Below are 15278 nucleotides of genomic sequence, written 5' to 3'. Positions count from 1 at the left end.
TTCCCACTTATGAAAAACGACGAAATCCTGAGAGAGATCACCGAGTTCTGCCGTACGGCGGGCATGGCGGAATCGACCTTCGGTCGCCGCTCGGTGAACGATGGGAAGCTCGTGCACCGCCTGCGCGAGGGCAAACGCATCACCATCGATACGCTGGAGCGGATCCAGGCCTATATCGCGGCATCGACGACGGGCGGCCTGCCGCCGCCGCGCGGGCTCCAGGTGCCGCCCGAGAAGCGCGATCCCCGCGGCAATTTCCGATTCTTCGAGAACCGGCAGAAATACCTGCTGTTCGTCCACACCTGCAGCGAGAAGCGGGTGGTCGCGGACAGGGTCGCGCTGGAGCTCGCCGCCATCCACCCCCGCCCGCCGGCGCTGCGCATTTTCGACGCGGGCGTCGGCGACGGCACGGTGCTGGCGCGGGTGCTGCGCGCCACGCATCAGCGCTATCCGCACATGCCGTTCTATGTCGCCGGCAAGGAGCTCAGCCTCGAGGATCTGCGCCTGACGCTGGAAAAGGTGCCGGACCGCATTTTCGAGCATCCGGCATCGGTGTTCGTCTTCACCAACATGTTTTATTCGGAGGCGCCCTGGCTGACGCCGGCCTCGCCCGCGGCCGCAGCCGCTACGGTCTGGCACGAGGTGCCGCTGCGTGGGGCGTCATCGGGCGAGTTCGAGGCGCAGATCGCGGAGCTCCGGCCATTCCTGGAGCAGAACTGGCGCGCGGCGATCAGCCCCCGCACGGCCATGCCGCTCTACGAGCGGCCCGTCGTCCTCGTGCTCTATCGCGAGGACCACAGGTTCCTGCTCGATTCGACCATTCCGCGGCCGGGCCAGACCGAGGCCAATTTCGACCTCGTCATTGCCTCCCAGCCCTACCGCGCGCTGTCCTCGGTCAATTTCCGGGCAAAACGGATCATTGCGCCCCTGGCGCGGGCCCTACGGCCTGGGGGGAGGCTGATCGGAATCCACTCCCACGGCCAGGATCCGGGCATGGAAATGATCCAGGCGATCTGGCCCGGAGAAAATCCTTTCTCGGTGAGCCGTCATGAGCTATTGCGCGCCGTGAAGTACGAGCTCGGGTCGTTGGGCCGCGACTTAAATTTTAATGCATATGCTGATAACCGCTCGATCTTCAGGTATGATATGGAAGCGCTGCCCAACGAGGTAACGGGCTCCATCGGCACCTCGACGGCCTTTGCAGCTTGGAATGCGGCGGTGTATGTCGCTCAGATTGAGGACGACCGGTTGACAGAAATGACTCAAAACGGCCGCACTCTGGATGCCGCCAGGGACGTGCTGAGAAAGTACAACGGCCTCTGGTTTCTCGACGAATCCTACGTCATCTCGCGCCGGCGTGATTGACATCATCCAACGGTAAATATCGCAAACGAACCGCCATCGAGTGGCGGAACAAGGGGTTACTTGATGCGCGCGTCCTATCTCTTCACCAGCGAGTCCGTGTCCGAGGGCCATCCCGACAAGGTCTGCGACCGGATCTCCGATGAAATCGTCGACCTGTTCTACCGCGAGGGGCCGAAAGCCGGCATCGACCCGTGGCAGATCCGCGCCGCCTGCGAGACGCTCGCGACCACCAACAAGGTCGTGATCGCGGGCGAGACCCGTGGTCCGAAGTCGGTGACCAACGAGCAGATCGAGGCCGTCGTGCGCGGCGCCATCAAGGACATCGGCTACGAGCAGGAAGGCTTCCACTGGAAGACCGCCGACATCGAGATCCTGCTGCATCCGCAGTCGGCCGACATCGCCCAGGGCGTCGATGCGCTGCAGCCGGGCGAAGTCAAGGAAGAGGGCGCCGGCGACCAGGGCATCATGTTCGGTTACGCCACCAACGAGACGCCGGATCTGATGCCGGCCCCGATCTTCTACGCCCACAAGATCCTGCGCCTGATCTCCGAAGCCCGCCACTCCGGCAAGGAGAAGGTGCTCGGACCGGACTCCAAGAGCCAGGTCACCGTGCAGTACGAGAACGGCAAGCCGGTCGGCGTGCGCGAGATCGTGGTGTCGCACCAGCATCTGGTCGAGGACATCTCGTCCAAGCAGATCCGCGACATCGTCGAGCCCTATGTGCGCGAGGCGCTGCCGAAGGACTGGATCACCCCGAAGACCATCTGGCACATCAACCCGACCGGCAAGTTCTACATCGGCGGTCCCGACGGCGATTCCGGCCTGACCGGCCGCAAGATCATCGTCGACACCTACGGCGGCGCGGCCCCGCACGGCGGCGGCGCGTTCTCCGGCAAGGATCCGACCAAGGTCGACCGTTCGGCGGCTTACGCGGCGCGCTATGTCGCCAAGAACATCGTCGCGGCCGGTCTTGCCGATCGCTGCACCTTGCAGCTCGCCTACGCCATCGGCGTGGCACGTCCGCTGTCGATCTACATCGACACCCATGGCACCGGTAAGGTGTCGGAAGACCAGCTGGAGAAGGCCGCCGCCAAGGCGATGGACCTGACCCCGCGCGGCATCCGCACCCATCTCGACCTCAACCGCCCGATCTACGCGCGCACCTCGGCCTACGGCCATTTCGGCCGCACGCCCGACAACGAGGGCGGCTTCTCCTGGGAGAAGACCGATCTCGTCGAGCAGCTCAAGCGCGCGCTCTGATTCTCTTGCGTCATTTCGGGGCGCCGCGACAGCGGCTCCCCGGAATCTCGAACCTTTCGAATTCCGGGTTTGCTCGCCTCGCGAGCGCCCCGGAATGACGAGCCAAACAAACAGGAACCCCCTATGAACGCGAAGCCCGGCTTCACCGATTACATCGTCAAGGACATCTCGCTCGCCGATTTCGGCCGCAAGGAACTCTCGCTGGCCGAAACCGAGATGCCCGGCCTGATGGCCACCCGCGAGGAGTACGGCCCGAAGCAGCCGCTGAAGGGCGCGCGCATCGCAGGCTCCCTGCACATGACGATCCAGACCGGCGTGCTGATCGAGACGCTGGCCGCCCTCGGCGCCGACATTCGCTGGGTCTCGTGCAACATCTACTCGACCCAGGACCACGCGGCCGCCGCGATCGCAGCCGCCGGCATTCCGGTGTTCGCGGTCAAGGGCGAGAGCCTCACTGAATATTGGGACTACACCGCCAAGCTGTTCGACTGGCACGGCGGCGGTCATCCGAACATGATCCTGGACGACGGCGGCGACGCCACCATGTACGTCCATCTCGGCCTGCGCGCCGAGATGGGCGACACCGCCTTCCTCGACAAGCCCGGCTCCGAGGAAGAGGAAATCTTCTTCGCGCTCCTGAAGAAGCAGCTCAAGGAAAAGCCGAAGGGCTACTTCGCCGCGATCGCCGAGAGTATCAAGGGCGTTTCCGAGGAGACCACCACGGGCGTGCATCGTCTGTACGACATGCAGAAGGCCGGCACGCTGCTGTGGCCCGCGATCAACGTCAACGACAGCGTCACCAAGTCGAAGTTCGACAACCTCTATGGCTGCCGTGAATCGCTGGTCGACGGCATCCGCCGCGGCACCGACGTCATGCTGTCGGGCAAGGTCGCGATGGTCGCCGGCTTCGGCGACGTCGGCAAGGGCTCGGCCGCTTCGCTGCGCCAGGCCGGCTGCCGCGTCATGGTGTCGGAAGTCGATCCGATCTGCGCGCTGCAGGCCGCGATGGAAGGCTACGAGGTCGTGACCATGGAAGACGCCGCGCCCCGCGCCGACATCTTCGTCACCGCCACCGGCAACAAGGACATCATCACCATCGAGCACATGCGCGCGATGAAGGATCGCGCCATCGTCTGCAACATCGGTCACTTCGACAACGAGATCCAGATCGCCAGCTTGCGCAATCTGAAGTGGACCAACATCAAGCCGCAGGTCGACGAGATCGAGTTCCCCGACAAGCACCGCATCATCATGCTGTCGGAAGGTCGCCTCGTGAACCTCGGCAACGCGATGGGCCATCCGTCCTTCGTGATGTCGGCGTCCTTCACCAACCAGACGCTGGCGCAGATCGAGCTGTTCGCCAACAACAAGGACGGCAAGTACAAGAAGGAAGTCTACGTGCTGCCGAAGTCGCTCGACGAGAAGGTCGCGCGCCTGCACCTCGCCAAGATCGGCGTCAAGCTCACCGAGCTGCGCAAGGACCAGGCCGACTATATCGGCGTGAAGCAGGAAGGACCGTACAAGTCGGATCACTACCGCTACTGATTGCGTCAGGACGTTTGTCCTGGTTTGGCCGCGCCGGACGATCTGTCCGGCGCGGCTTTTTTTGCGACTAGTGAACTGGCTCACATGCTGGTCGACAGGTGGGTGTTACTGCAACCTCTGGGAGTGAATACTGGCAATTGCGATTTAATTTATTGCTGGAGGGTGCTGTGGCGTATTTCAAGGACGCATGGCCTTTGGCTTTTGTGCTGGCGGCGGCCAATCCCACCAATGCTGCAACTCCGATCGACACCGATCCTGCGGCGTTCTTCCAATCCGGCAGCCTTGCGAATGCGCTTGAAACAGCGTCTGCCGACGTCAAGCAGGACGAGAGCGGGGCGGGAGCGGCCTCAGGACCACGGCGGATCCGGTTGTCGCAGTGGTTCAATTTCGCCAATTGTTTCAGCGGGGTCTGGCGAAGGTGTTGAACGATGTGGCGCCCGGCTCTCATAGTCCTTCAGCCTACGCCGTTCTGTAACATCGCCTGCGACTATTGCTATCTGCGCCACCGCGACGACCGCACCGTGATGGGTGAGGAGGTCGTCTCTGCGATCCGCGACAGGATTTTCCCCAGGATCGCCCGCGACGCCACGCCGACGGTCATTTGGCATGCCGGCGAGCCGACGACGGTGCCCATTTCCTGGTATCGAAACGCCTACGCCGAGCTGCGGAAGACGGCGCCGGAGGCGACGAATTTCTCGCTGCAATCGAACGGGATCGGGCTCGGGCAAGACTGGATCCAGTTTGCCCGGCAGACCGGTACGCAGATCGGCCTTTCGATCGACGGTCCGCGCGAGTTTCACGACGCGCGCAGGAAGACGCGGAACGGGAAAGGGACCTGGTCTCTCGCCATGCAAACGCTGCACGAGCTGCAGCAGGCGCGGATCCATCCCAACGTCGTCACGGTCCTGCATCCGCGCTCGCTTGGGGCGGTTGACGAATATTTCGAGTTCTACCGCGACAACGACATCTCCCACGTCTCGTTTTCGATCGACGAGTCCGAGGGACGCCACGCGGCGAGCTCGTTCGGTGCCGGGGACTACACCGAGGCCATCACCGGATTCCTGTTCGGCCTGATGAAGCGCGCCTATCGCGAGGGCTTCCCGCTGCACATCAAGGAAGTCGAGCGGATCGCCTCGATCCTGGCCGGCGGGGAATTGCACAACGAGCAGATCGGCGCCTGGGATGTCCTCGTGGTCGCTGCGAACGGCGACGTGACGACGTTCTCGCCGGAGTTCATGGAGGTGCGCTCGCAGGCGCACCGCAATTTCAATTTCGGCAACATCCTGACCGACGATTTCGACCGGATCTTCAGCAGTGCGCTCGTCGCCCGGACCGAGGCGGAGATCCGGCGGGGCGTGGACCTGTGCCGCGCGCGGTGCCGATACTTCGCGGTGTGCGGCGGCGGCGCGCCGTCCAACAAGATGCAGGAAAACGGGTCGCTGGAGTCTGCCGAGACGCAATTCTGCAGATTCTCCGTGCAGCCCGCTGCAGAGGCTTTTCGTAAGATGATCCATTGGGCGCGGCAAACACCCCGGGATCGTTTCATTTCCAGTCCAAGACATTTTGCAGAGCCGCGGATTTAATCGGAAGTTATTTCGGTAGGAGGCCACGATGATGGAGTGCCCATATTCCGTTTTCTCCACCTTCTGCGCATGGACGCAGTATCTTCCTCCTGTCATTCAGCAGATTACGGGTTCGCAGATTGCCTCATTCCTGTTCGGCGTCCTTGTGGTCGTTGTCTTTGCGACCGATCACTACAAGGTTCCCACCTACGCCAAGACGACGGTCGGCGAATTCATCGAGCTGGCTCCGGAATCGCTCACGTCGCATTCGCGATACATGAAGGGTCTCGCGATCTACGTCGGCTTGATGTTGGGCTTCTATCTCATCCTGCTGGCGATCGGCCCGACCGCGATTGCGCCCGTCCTGTCCTACATTCCCGGCGGTTCGGACGGCAAGATCGACAATTCGGTGTGGCCGCTCGCGGCGACATCGATCATCACATTGATCGGAAGCCGCGACGACGACAAATATCTCGGCCGAATGGAGGGGTGGCTCCGATCCATCGCCCATGAAGCGGCCTACATCCCCTACGCAGTGACCAACCTTGCGGTCGCGCTCGACGGCAGCTTTCCGCTGACAGACGAAGAGCTGCGCGCCGCAGGAGAGCTCTCCCCGGCGACGCAGGCCCTGATCGAGGAAAGTCAGGAGGGCTCCCGGCAAAACTGGATTCGGGCCAAGTTTCTCTATTCGCGGCTCGAGCTGTTGCGGGACCGGGACGATCAGTTCAAGCCGGTGATGCGGCAGCCGGAGAACGAGCGTGCGTTCGGGTTCGTTCGCGAGCAGCGTGAGGCCCTGACCAAGGAGCTCGATCGCGGTGACCTCGGCGAAGATGTTTCGCGGAAGATCGACGCATTCAAGAATGCGCTCGCGGTGTTCCTGGCGTCGATCCTGTGGCGCGCCTGCGAGAACGAGACTGCCGTCAACGCCAAGCTGAGGTCGATCAGGCTCAACGTCAGCACGCCCGCGCCACGTTCGCCCGCGACGTTCATTTTTCACCTGGCGTTCTATCTCGGTGGCGTGGCGTCTGTGTTCCTGATCCTGATGAAAGTCAGGGCGATGCAATTCCAGGATGAATCGGTCCAGCAGAAGTGGCACCTCACGCTGGCCTTTCTCGTGTTTCTGCTCACCGCATTCTTCGTCACGCGCTGGCGCGAGAAACGGCTGGCGAGCGGCGACTGGAAGTACAGCTCGGATGTCATCATTCGCTGCGCGATCCTCAACACGTTCGCCATCACGATCATCTCGGCGTTGGTGACATTTGCCGTTCACCAGGGCGGAAGCGGGCGGTTCTATGCGATGCTCCTGATGGCGTTCGGGATAGCACTTCCGTCCACCCTGCTTTTTCAGATGTTGATGCGCTGGGCTGCGAGTTCGCCACCGACAGAGGAGGCGGTCGCGGCGACCGTGGGCTATCGCACAAATCGCGTCGAGCTGCTCAAGATGACATTCTATGCAGGCGGCAGCTATTCGATCATCGCCTTCGTATTCGCATTCGTGCTGTACTGGCCGTCGGATTATACCATCGTCAGCAGCACGCCGCTGCAATACGTGGAATCTGCGCTCATCACCCTCGGCAACATCGACAAGGTCAATCAGGACAAGAGGGACGAAGACAGCTGGTTCCGCACCTCCGTATCGCAGGCATCCGTGCGAAACCTGGAAACCGCGCTGCAGAATGTGAGAGGGAATATCCTCAAGGGCGACAAGAGTGTTTATGAGCCCGAAGCCCTGTCTGCGATCGTGACGGAATGCGATACCATGGGCGACCTGGGGGGTGGGCGGCAGCTCTTCAAGCCTGGTTGCGAGCTTGGCGGATTCTTGTCGACCTTATCGAAGGGCGAGGTCATGTCGAATCTGTATGTCCTGCAAATGCAGATAGCGAGCATGAAGCCCGCATTCGCGGCTCTGCAGAACTACCGAAAGCTTTCGAATGCCGTTGATCTGCAATGGCCGAACGCGTTGCTGGCAAGCCTGATGTGGGCCGTGATGGCCGGCGTCTTTGCCGTCTCTGCACTGCTGTATCGGCGGCGGGAGCTGTGGGATGGGTTGTCCCCCAGGAAGCTGCCGGACTTTGTGCCGGAGGATCGGCAGGAAAGGGAGACCTGGCTGCGTACCCCGCTTTACGACCTGGCGAAGCTCTCGCCGCTCGAGGCGTTGCGCTACCCGACGTTCCGTGCCCGTCTGGCGGACAATATGAGCACGCAGCCGAGCATCCAGCCGAGCGTGCCGCACCTGCGAACCGTGGCCTGAGGGCGGTCCGACACGTGTGTTGCGGGTCTCGCGCATCGTTTGGTGGTTGATTTTTTCGGCAATCGCGCGCTAATCAACCTATGGGAGCGCGTGACAACGACCATTTCGACGTCCTCATCGTCGGTGCCGGGCTATCAGGCATCGGCGCGGGCTATCATCTGCAGACCAAGTGCCCGGGCAAGAGCTACGTCATTCTCGAGGGGCGCGACTGCATCGGCGGCACCTGGGACCTGTTTCGCTATCCCGGCATCCGCTCCGACAGCGACATGTTCACGCTCGGCTATTCCTTCAAGCCGTGGACCGATCCGAAGGCGATCGCCGACGGGCCGCAGATTCTCGACTATGTGCGCGACACGGCGGCCGAGAACGGCATCGACAAGCACATCCGCTTCCACCACCGCGTCAAGCGTGCGGAATGGTCGACGCCGGAGGCGCGCTGGACCGTCGAGGCCGAGCGCACGACAGGAGAGGGCGCGACCGAGATCGTGCGCTTCACCTGCAACTTCCTCTTCATGTGCTCGGGCTACTACAAATACGAGGCCGGCTACACGCCCGAATTCAAGGGCGTTGCGGACTTCGCAGGCCGTATCGTGCATCCGCAGAAATGGACCGAGGATATCGACTACGCGGGCAAACGCGTCGTCGTGATCGGCTCGGGCGCAACCGCCGTGACGCTGGTGCCGGAGCTCGCCAAGAAGGCCGCTGAGGTCACCATGCTGCAGCGCTCGCCGACCTACGTGGTGTCGCGCCCGGCGCAGGATCCGCTCGCCAACAAATTGCGCCGCAATCTCCCGGCGCAGCTTGCCTATCATCTGATCCGCTGGCGCAACGTGATGTGGGGGATGTTCTTCTTCCAGCTCAGCCGGCGCCGGCCGGACAAGGTGAAGAACCTGATCCTCGGTGGCGTCCGCATGGCGCTCGGGCCCGACTACGACATCGCGACCCATTTCACGCCGCGCTACAATCCCTGGGACCAGCGGCTGTGCCTCGTGCCCGATGGCGACCTCTTCCAGGCGATCCGCGAGCAGCGCGCCTCCGTCGTCACCAATGAGATCGACACGTTCACCCGCGACGGCATCCGCCTCAAGGACGGACGCGAGCTTGCCGCCGACATCGTCGTGACGGCGACGGGGCTAGTGCTGCAGGTCGTCGGCGGCCTCGAGGTCAGCGTCGACGGCCGCGCCGTCGATTTCGCGAGCACGCTGACCTACAAGGGCATGATGTATGCGGACGTGCCGAACATGGCCTCGGCCTTCGGCTACACCAATGCGTCCTGGACGCTCAAATGCGATCTCACCTGCGAATATGTCTGCCGTCTCATCAACTACATGGACCGGCACAATTTCCGGCAATGCATGCCGCACAATGACGATCCTGAAATCACTGCGCAGCCCTCACTCGACTTCACTTCGGGCTATGTGCAGCGCTCGATCGCCAAGATGCCGAAGCAGGGTTCGAAGCGGCCGTGGCGGCTGTACCAGAACTATGCGTTCGACATCGTCTCCCTGCGCTTCGGCCGGATCGACGACGGCGTGATGCGATATTCCTGATCGCGCCGTCGCCTGCCCCTATGCCTCGCGCGTGGTGAGCGCGAGCGCCAGATCGATCGCCAGGGCCAGCACCACGGCGGCGCCGCCAAGACCGAACAGGACCAGATAGTCGCCGCCGGTCTGCGCGTAGATCCATGAGAAGCCGTAAGCGGCCGCCGCCTGAAACAGTGCAAAGCTGGTGGTGGCGTGGCTCCAGGTCGCGCGCTGCCGTTCGGTCGAATGAGGCACGAGCTCGTGGATGCGTCCGAGCACCAGCGGCACGATGCCGGGCGTGAAGCCGCCGACCACGACGCTCGACACGATCAGCGAGAGCGGTGCAGTGCTGACGGTCGGGAGCAGCACGGCCGCCGCCTCGATCAGGAACGCCGCGCGCAAGGCGGGGCCGAAACCTGAACGGTCTCCGAGATGGCCGGTGACGAGCGGGCCGACGATGGCGCCGAGGCCATACAGAACCCAGTAACGCGAGCCCGCCGCAATGCCCTGGCCGAGGCCACGTGCCACGAAATCGACGATGAAGACCATGTGGGGCACCAGCCCCACGGCGTTGAGCCCGTACTGGACCAGCAGGGCACGGGCCGCGGGCGAGGCGCGGTGCGGCTTGGCTTGGTGCGAATGTGCAGCATCATTCTTGGCTTCCGCAGGCCAGTTCCACCAGCTCGCGAGCGTTAGCAAGGCGGAGAGTACGCCGAGGCCATGCCAGCTCTGCTGCAAACCTTGCTGCAGCAGCAGCGGCACCAGCGTGCCCGATGCGGCGACGCCGAGCCCGACGCCGGCAAAGATCACGCCGCCGACGATGCCCCGCCTAGCCGCAGAGGTGTGCGGCAGAATGACGGAAGCCGCCAGCACCATGATGATGCCGCCGGTGAGGCCGGAGAGAAACCGCCAGGCGAAGAACCAGGTGAACGACACCGGCGTCGCGCTGGCGAAGAAGGAGAGTGTGGCGAGCAGCATCATCGCCCGCAGCGCGCGGACTGCGCCGATGCGGCTTGCCAGGGCGCGTGCCGCGAGTGCGCCGGCGAGATAGCCGGCAAGGTTTGCCGCGCCGAGATAGACGACGTCGGACGGGCTGAACCACTTTGCCGCGATCAGGGCCGGGATCAGCGGCGTGTAGGAAAAGCGGGCGAGACCGAGCCCGACCAGCGATGCAGACAAGCCGGCCACCGCGTATCGCCAGGTTTGTTGCGAAGTTGATTGCGCGTTCGAGCCCGGCCGCTGATGCGCCCGGGTCTCGATATGTTGCTTCGTTTCTGCGTTGGTCATGTCATCCTCCGGCGCGCACTCTGGCGCGCGGGTCATCCTGTCCGGGCGACGTGGCGGCGCCGGAATTCCTGAACGGGCAGGCCGCCCCAGCCCCAATTGTCGGTGTCGACTTCCTCGATCACGACGAACGTCGAATCGAGCGGCTTGCCGAGCACGTCGCGCAGCAGCTCGCTCGAGCCCTTGATCAGTGCGGCCTTCTCATCCGCCGTGAGCGACGCCGTTCCCGGCGTCGTTCCTTCGCGGGTCACTTGAATGGTGACGATGGGCATCGTGGATCTCCTCGGATCAGTGCCCGGCGCTCTGGCCGCCGTCGACATGCAAGATCTCGCCGGTGACGAAGGAGGCACCTTCGAGATAGAGCACGGCATCCACGATGTCGGACATCTCGCCCATGCGGCCGAGCGGATGCATCGCGCCGTATTGCGCATGCGTTGCCACGGCGTGCATCGGCGACTTGATGATGCCGGGCGATACGGCGTTCACGCGGATGCCGCGCCTGGCGTATTCGATCGCGAGCGACCTCGTCGCGGCGTTCAGCCCGCCCTTGCTGACGGAGGCCAGCACCGAGGGCACGTTGGAATTGGCGTGCTCGACCAGCGTGGTCGTGATCTGGACGACGTGGCCGGATCCCTGCTTCTCCATCTCGGCGATGGCGAGCTGGGTGATGTTGAAGAAGCCCGCGACGTTGGTGCCCATCACCGCGGCGTAGTCCTCGGCCGTGTACTGCGTGAACGGCTTGGCGACGAAGATGCCGGCGTTGTTGACCAGCGTGTCGACCCGGCCGAAGCGAGCGATCGCCTGCGACACCACTCGCTCGGCGGTGGATCGGTCGGCGATGTCACCGGGGACGGCGAGGACGTCGTCGTCGCCCGAAGGCTTGATGGAGCGCGCCGTCGCGACGACGCGATAGTTGCGATCGCGAAAACCCTGGACCAGGGCGGCGCCGATACCCTGCGATGCACCGGTGATGATGGCGACCTTCTGCTCGATACCCATGACGGGCTCCTGTGGTTGACTTGAGAACCTGCGCCAGCAGCGGCTGGCTTGTCGTGTGAGGTACGCCCCCGCGGCCCGGCTGCGAATATCCGCCGTCCGGCAGACACTCTTTCGCGGCGCGAACGAATGCCGGATCGGCGGTTGTCGCGGCCGCGGCGAACGCCTAGCCTGCAGCTGAAATCTCGGGGGCGGCGGGGCTCGCATGGATCGTCTGGATGCGATGAATGTGTTCGTGCTTGCGGTGGACGAGGGCAGCCTCGCCGCGGCGGGACGCAAGTTGGGCCGCTCGCCCGCGGCGGTGAGCCGTGCCATCGCTTTCCTGGAAGAGCGGATCGGCGTCGAGCTGCTGCACCGGACCACCCGCTCGATCAAGCTGAGCGAGGAGGGCGAGCGTTACGTCGCGATCTGCCGCCGCGTGCTCGCCGAGCTGGAGGAGGCTGAGGACATCGCCGCCGGACCGCGCACGGCGCCGCGCGGCCTGCTCACGATCACCGCGCCCGTGGTCTCGGGCGAGATGGTGTTGCGCCCGATCCTCGATGCGTTTCTCGACGCGTACCCGACCGTGTCGGCCAAGCTCCTGCTGTTCGATCGTGCAGTCAATCTGATCGAGGAGGGCGTCGATGTCGCGCTGCGGATCGGCCCGCTCGCGGATTCGGCGATGGTGGCGATGCGGGTCGGCGGGATCAGCCGCGTCGTGGTGGCTGCGCCCCGCTATCTGAAGCAGCACCCGCGCATCATCGAGCCCGGCGATCTCGCCAAGCACCAGATCGTGGCGATGGCGCATCTGCCCAATTCCTGGACCTTTGCCCCGCAGCCGGGCTCGTCGGCTGCGCGCTCGGTCCAGTTCACCCCGCGGCTCGTTGTCAACAGCACCTATGCGGCAGTGGCCTCTGCCGTCGCCGGGCGTGGCGTGGCGCGGATGTATTCGTACCAGGTGGCCGAGCAGGTCGGGCGCGGCGAACTCGAGATCGTGCTTGCGGACGACGAGGATCCGGAGATGCCGGCGCATCTGATCTGCCCGCAGGGCCGGCTGTCGGTGCCCAAGGTGCGCGCCTTCACCGACTTCGCCGTGCCCCGGCTGAAGAAGCAGTTTGCGCTGCTGAAGAAGAGCATCGGTGGAGCTTGAGCCGCTTCGCGCGCCCGCAATGCGTTGTTTCGCGTATACGGTGGGCTGCCTGAATCGGCGATGGTTCCCAAACGGTTAAGGCCGGCTTAACCGATGAGTCCTAGCCTGTCTCGGCCGGGGTTACTCGCAAGGCCGAGGTGAGCCCAATGGAAGCCCAGAAGATCGCGGTCGACGCTGTCGTCGCGCTGACCGATTGCGACCGCAGCGCTGTCGTCGCCTTTATCCGCCAGCTCTATCTCGCCGGCGTCACCGATCCCAAGCGCCTGACCTTCAAGGGCCTGCAGGCGCTGTCCCGGGCGTGATTCGGCTCGTTTCGGCCGGTTTAGCCCCATTACATTCCCTTGCTCTCTCCGGTGTGATTGCAACCCACCGGTGAATATCTTGCTGCTCGGGCCGGGTCGGAGTAGATGACGTCCCCGGCTGGGTCACTTGGGATTGGGGAAATGCTGAAACAGCTTTTTGCGCCGCAACTCGTCATTCTGTACGTGCTTGCGGCCTCGACGATTTACGTTCACTTCCGCGGCAAGCAGCGGCTGCGCTTCGCGCGCCAGCTTGGCGATCACTCGACCTATCTCGCACCCTACAACGTGCTGATGTATGCGGGCTCGGCGGTGCCGAACAAGCCGGTGATCTCGGTCGATCAGTTTCCGGAGCTCAAGCCGCTCAGCGAGAACTGGGAGACCATCCGCGACGAGGCCGTGCGCCTGTTCGACGAAGGCTTCATCCGCGCGGCTGCGAAAAACAACGACTGGGGCTTCTACTCGTTCTTCAAGAGCGGCTGGAAGCGGTTTTACCTGAAATGGTACGACGACTTCCTGCCGTCGGCGAACACGCTTTGCCCGAAGACGGTGGAGCTGCTGAAGTCGATCCCGAGCGTGCACGGCGCGATGTTCGCGATGCTGCCGCCCGGCGGCAAGCTCGGTGCGCACCGCGATCCCTTCGCGGGCTCGCTGCGCTACCATCTTGGCCTCGTCACGCCGAACTCGAACAAGTGCCGCATCCTCGTCGACGGCGTCGAATGCGTCTGGCGCGACGGCGAGGCCTTCATGTTCGACGAGACATTCATTCACAGCGCCGAGAACCAGACCGACGTCAACCGCATCATCCTGTTCTGCGACGTCGAGCGCCCGATGAAGTTCGGCTTCATGACCGCGATCAATCGCTGGGTCAGCCACCACATCGTCAAGGCGTCGGCGACCCAGAACGTCGAGGGCGAGAGTGTCGGCGTGCTCAACAAGGTGTTCGGCAAGCTCTACGAAATTCATCTCGGCAGCCGCAAGGTCAAGGAGTGGAACCGCAAGGTCTACTACACGCTGAAATACTCGCTGACGGCGCTGGTTCTCGGCCTCATCGTGTTTTCGGCGCTGCGGTAGGGGCGTAGCCCGGATGAAGCGAAGCGAAATCCGGGATTCCAACCGCGGCGAAAGTCCCGGATTGCGCTTCGCTCCATCCGGGCTACGGTGCAAATCCGCCCTACGAAAAAGCCCCGGAGTGATCTCCGGGGCTTTGTTGTTTGTGGTCGAGCCAAGCCGTTACGCCGGCTTGGCACCGGTGTTGATGAGCGTTCCCACATGCTGCCCGCGTAGCGCCGCGCTGATCCGGCCGGGAACGAGGCCATTGACGACCTGCACGCGCGCGATGTGGCGCGCATTCGCCATCACCTCGAGCAGCGCCGGATCGAATGGCAGTGTGCCCTTGAGCTTCGCAAGCTCGGCGAAGCTGGTTTCCTTCAGCAGCTCGGCCTTCTTGGCATCGGTGCCATTGGGGTCAGTGGTGTAGACGCCATCGACGTCCTCCACGATCGTGAGGCCGGCTGCGCCGAGCGCGTCGGCGAGCAGGAAGGCGCCGGTATCGGCCCGGTGTAGCGGGATGCGTGAGGTCGGGAATTCGTGATGGTGGTAGGGCGGGAATGCGCTGCCGACCACCGCGCGCGCCGCCTGCAGATGGATCGCGAGCTGGCTCGCGATGGTGGGATGCTCGACATAGGAGACGCCCTCAGGCGCGAGCAGGCTTGCGAGGATGTGGCCGTTCTGGCCGGCTTCGCTGGCGGCGAGCGGCGCCAGTGAGCCGACGGGAAGGCCGAGGTCAAGGCCGACGCTGTAGAGGTGGCGCGCGCGGATGCCGGCGCCGGTCAGGATCAGAAGACGATGCTCGGGCAGCAGCGCGCGCAGCTCGTCGACGAGCGGCAGGATCGCCTCGTGGCCGCGATCCATGATGCGGCCGCCGATCTTGATGACCTGAAGCCAGGGCAGCAGCTTGATCGGGCGGTTGCCGGCAACGGGACGGGTGAGGTCGCTGTCGAGCAGGGTCTGGCGCGCGAGCGGCGAAGCGACATGCTTGATCTGGTTGGTGTCAGCCATGAC

The 15278-nt window shown here is 63.9% G+C and carries 14 protein-coding genes; 10 read left to right on the top strand and 4 right to left on the bottom strand.

Going from position 1 to position 15278, the window contains the following annotated elements:
- Nucleotides 1–9: 9 nt before the first annotated feature.
- The 7 genes from JQ617_RS09425 (at nt 10) to JQ617_RS09395 (ending at nt 9533) form a co-directional block, all read left to right on the top strand.
- The gene (locus tag JQ617_RS09425) at nt 10–1365 is read left to right on the top strand and encodes a hypothetical protein (RefSeq protein WP_063688040.1); all 1356 of its coding nucleotides are present in this window, start codon (nt 10–12) and stop codon (nt 1363–1365) included.
- 63 nt (nt 1366–1428) lie between these two features.
- On the top strand, nt 1429–2625 hold the full coding sequence (gene metK / locus JQ617_RS09420; RefSeq protein WP_212026086.1) for a methionine adenosyltransferase: 1197 nt from the start codon (nt 1429–1431) through the stop codon (nt 2623–2625).
- 123 nt (nt 2626–2748) lie between these two features.
- On the top strand, nt 2749–4170 hold the full coding sequence (gene ahcY / locus JQ617_RS09415; RefSeq protein WP_212026085.1) for an adenosylhomocysteinase: 1422 nt from the start codon (nt 2749–2751) through the stop codon (nt 4168–4170).
- Nucleotides 4171–4337: 167 nt separating this feature from the next.
- Nucleotides 4338–4595, top strand: coding sequence for a hypothetical protein (locus tag JQ617_RS09410; RefSeq protein WP_212026084.1), 258 nt, complete (start codon nt 4338–4340; stop codon nt 4593–4595).
- A gap of 3 nt (nt 4596–4598) precedes the next feature.
- Nucleotides 4599–5753 (top strand): cyclophane-forming radical SAM/SPASM peptide maturase GrrM/OscB, encoded by a 1155-nt coding sequence (grrM, locus tag JQ617_RS09405; RefSeq protein ID WP_212026083.1) that lies wholly within the window; start codon nt 4599–4601, stop codon nt 5751–5753.
- Nucleotides 5754–5781: 28 nt separating this feature from the next.
- Nucleotides 5782–7983, top strand: coding sequence for a hypothetical protein (locus JQ617_RS09400; RefSeq protein ID WP_212026082.1), 2202 nt, complete (start codon nt 5782–5784; stop codon nt 7981–7983).
- Between the two features lie 80 nt (nt 7984–8063).
- The gene (locus tag JQ617_RS09395) at nt 8064–9533 is read left to right on the top strand and encodes a flavin-containing monooxygenase (protein ID WP_212026081.1); all 1470 of its coding nucleotides are present in this window, start codon (nt 8064–8066) and stop codon (nt 9531–9533) included.
- Nucleotides 9534–9551: 18 nt separating this feature from the next.
- Here JQ617_RS09395 and JQ617_RS09390 read toward each other — a convergent pair whose 3' ends face one another.
- From JQ617_RS09390 to JQ617_RS09380, 3 genes are read right to left on the bottom strand one after another with little or no spacing between them, the layout of a single operon-like run.
- Nucleotides 9552–10793 (bottom strand): MFS transporter, encoded by a 1242-nt coding sequence (locus JQ617_RS09390; RefSeq protein WP_212026080.1) that lies wholly within the window; start codon nt 10791–10793, stop codon nt 9552–9554.
- Between the two features lie 32 nt (nt 10794–10825).
- Nucleotides 10826–11062 (bottom strand): tautomerase family protein, encoded by a 237-nt coding sequence (locus JQ617_RS09385; RefSeq protein ID WP_212026079.1) that lies wholly within the window; start codon nt 11060–11062, stop codon nt 10826–10828.
- Nucleotides 11063–11078: 16 nt separating this feature from the next.
- A complete protein-coding gene (locus JQ617_RS09380) occupies nt 11079–11789 on the bottom strand; it encodes an SDR family NAD(P)-dependent oxidoreductase (protein ID WP_212026078.1) in 711 nt (236 codons plus the stop codon).
- A gap of 202 nt (nt 11790–11991) precedes the next feature.
- Here JQ617_RS09380 and JQ617_RS09375 point away from each other — a divergent pair, with 202 nt between their 5' ends.
- From JQ617_RS09375 to JQ617_RS09365, 3 genes are all read left to right on the top strand, one after another.
- Nucleotides 11992–12915, top strand: coding sequence for a LysR family transcriptional regulator (locus JQ617_RS09375; RefSeq protein WP_212026077.1), 924 nt, complete (start codon nt 11992–11994; stop codon nt 12913–12915).
- A gap of 146 nt (nt 12916–13061) precedes the next feature.
- A complete protein-coding gene (locus tag JQ617_RS09370; RefSeq protein ID WP_018317399.1) occupies nt 13062–13217 on the top strand; it encodes a hypothetical protein in 156 nt (51 codons plus the stop codon).
- 141 nt (nt 13218–13358) lie between these two features.
- The gene (locus JQ617_RS09365; protein ID WP_212026076.1) at nt 13359–14288 is read left to right on the top strand and encodes an aspartyl/asparaginyl beta-hydroxylase domain-containing protein; all 930 of its coding nucleotides are present in this window, start codon (nt 13359–13361) and stop codon (nt 14286–14288) included.
- Nucleotides 14289–14447: 159 nt separating this feature from the next.
- Here JQ617_RS09365 and JQ617_RS09360 read toward each other — a convergent pair whose 3' ends face one another.
- Nucleotides 14448–15275: an amino acid kinase family protein gene (locus tag JQ617_RS09360; RefSeq protein ID WP_212026075.1), complete on the bottom strand. Its 828-nt coding sequence runs from the start codon at nt 15273–15275 to the stop codon at nt 14448–14450.
- Nucleotides 15276–15278: the final 3 nt, after the last annotated feature.

The organism is Bradyrhizobium sp. KB893862 SZCCT0404, from assembly GCF_018130885.1.
Lineage (GTDB): Bacteria > Pseudomonadota > Alphaproteobacteria > Rhizobiales > Xanthobacteraceae > Bradyrhizobium > Bradyrhizobium stylosanthis.
Note: the sequence above shows the minus strand (reverse complement) of the source record. Positions and strands in the feature narration are given on the sequence as shown.

Coding starts and splice junctions, on each gene's coding strand:
- JQ617_RS09425 (WP_063688040.1), top strand. CDS start 10: ATGAAAAACGACGAAATCCTGAGAGAGATCACCGAGTTCTGCCGTACG.
- metK (WP_212026086.1), top strand. CDS start 1,429: ATGCGCGCGTCCTATCTCTTCACCAGCGAGTCCGTGTCCGAGGGCCAT.
- ahcY (WP_212026085.1), top strand. CDS start 2,749: ATGAACGCGAAGCCCGGCTTCACCGATTACATCGTCAAGGACATCTCG.
- grrM (WP_212026083.1), top strand. CDS start 4,599: ATGTGGCGCCCGGCTCTCATAGTCCTTCAGCCTACGCCGTTCTGTAAC.
- JQ617_RS09400 (WP_212026082.1), top strand. CDS start 5,782: ATGATGGAGTGCCCATATTCCGTTTTCTCCACCTTCTGCGCATGGACG.
- JQ617_RS09395 (WP_212026081.1), top strand. CDS start 8,064: ATGGGAGCGCGTGACAACGACCATTTCGACGTCCTCATCGTCGGTGCC.
- JQ617_RS09390 (WP_212026080.1), bottom strand. CDS start 10,793: ATGACCAACGCAGAAACGAAGCAACATATCGAGACCCGGGCGCATCAG.
- JQ617_RS09385 (WP_212026079.1), bottom strand. CDS start 11,062: ATGCCCATCGTCACCATTCAAGTGACCCGCGAAGGAACGACGCCGGGA.
- JQ617_RS09380 (WP_212026078.1), bottom strand. CDS start 11,789: ATGGGTATCGAGCAGAAGGTCGCCATCATCACCGGTGCATCGCAGGGT.
- JQ617_RS09375 (WP_212026077.1), top strand. CDS start 11,992: ATGGATCGTCTGGATGCGATGAATGTGTTCGTGCTTGCGGTGGACGAG.
- JQ617_RS09370 (WP_018317399.1), top strand. CDS start 13,062: ATGGAAGCCCAGAAGATCGCGGTCGACGCTGTCGTCGCGCTGACCGAT.
- JQ617_RS09365 (WP_212026076.1), top strand. CDS start 13,359: ATGCTGAAACAGCTTTTTGCGCCGCAACTCGTCATTCTGTACGTGCTT.
- JQ617_RS09360 (WP_212026075.1), bottom strand. CDS start 15,275: ATGGCTGACACCAACCAGATCAAGCATGTCGCTTCGCCGCTCGCGCGC.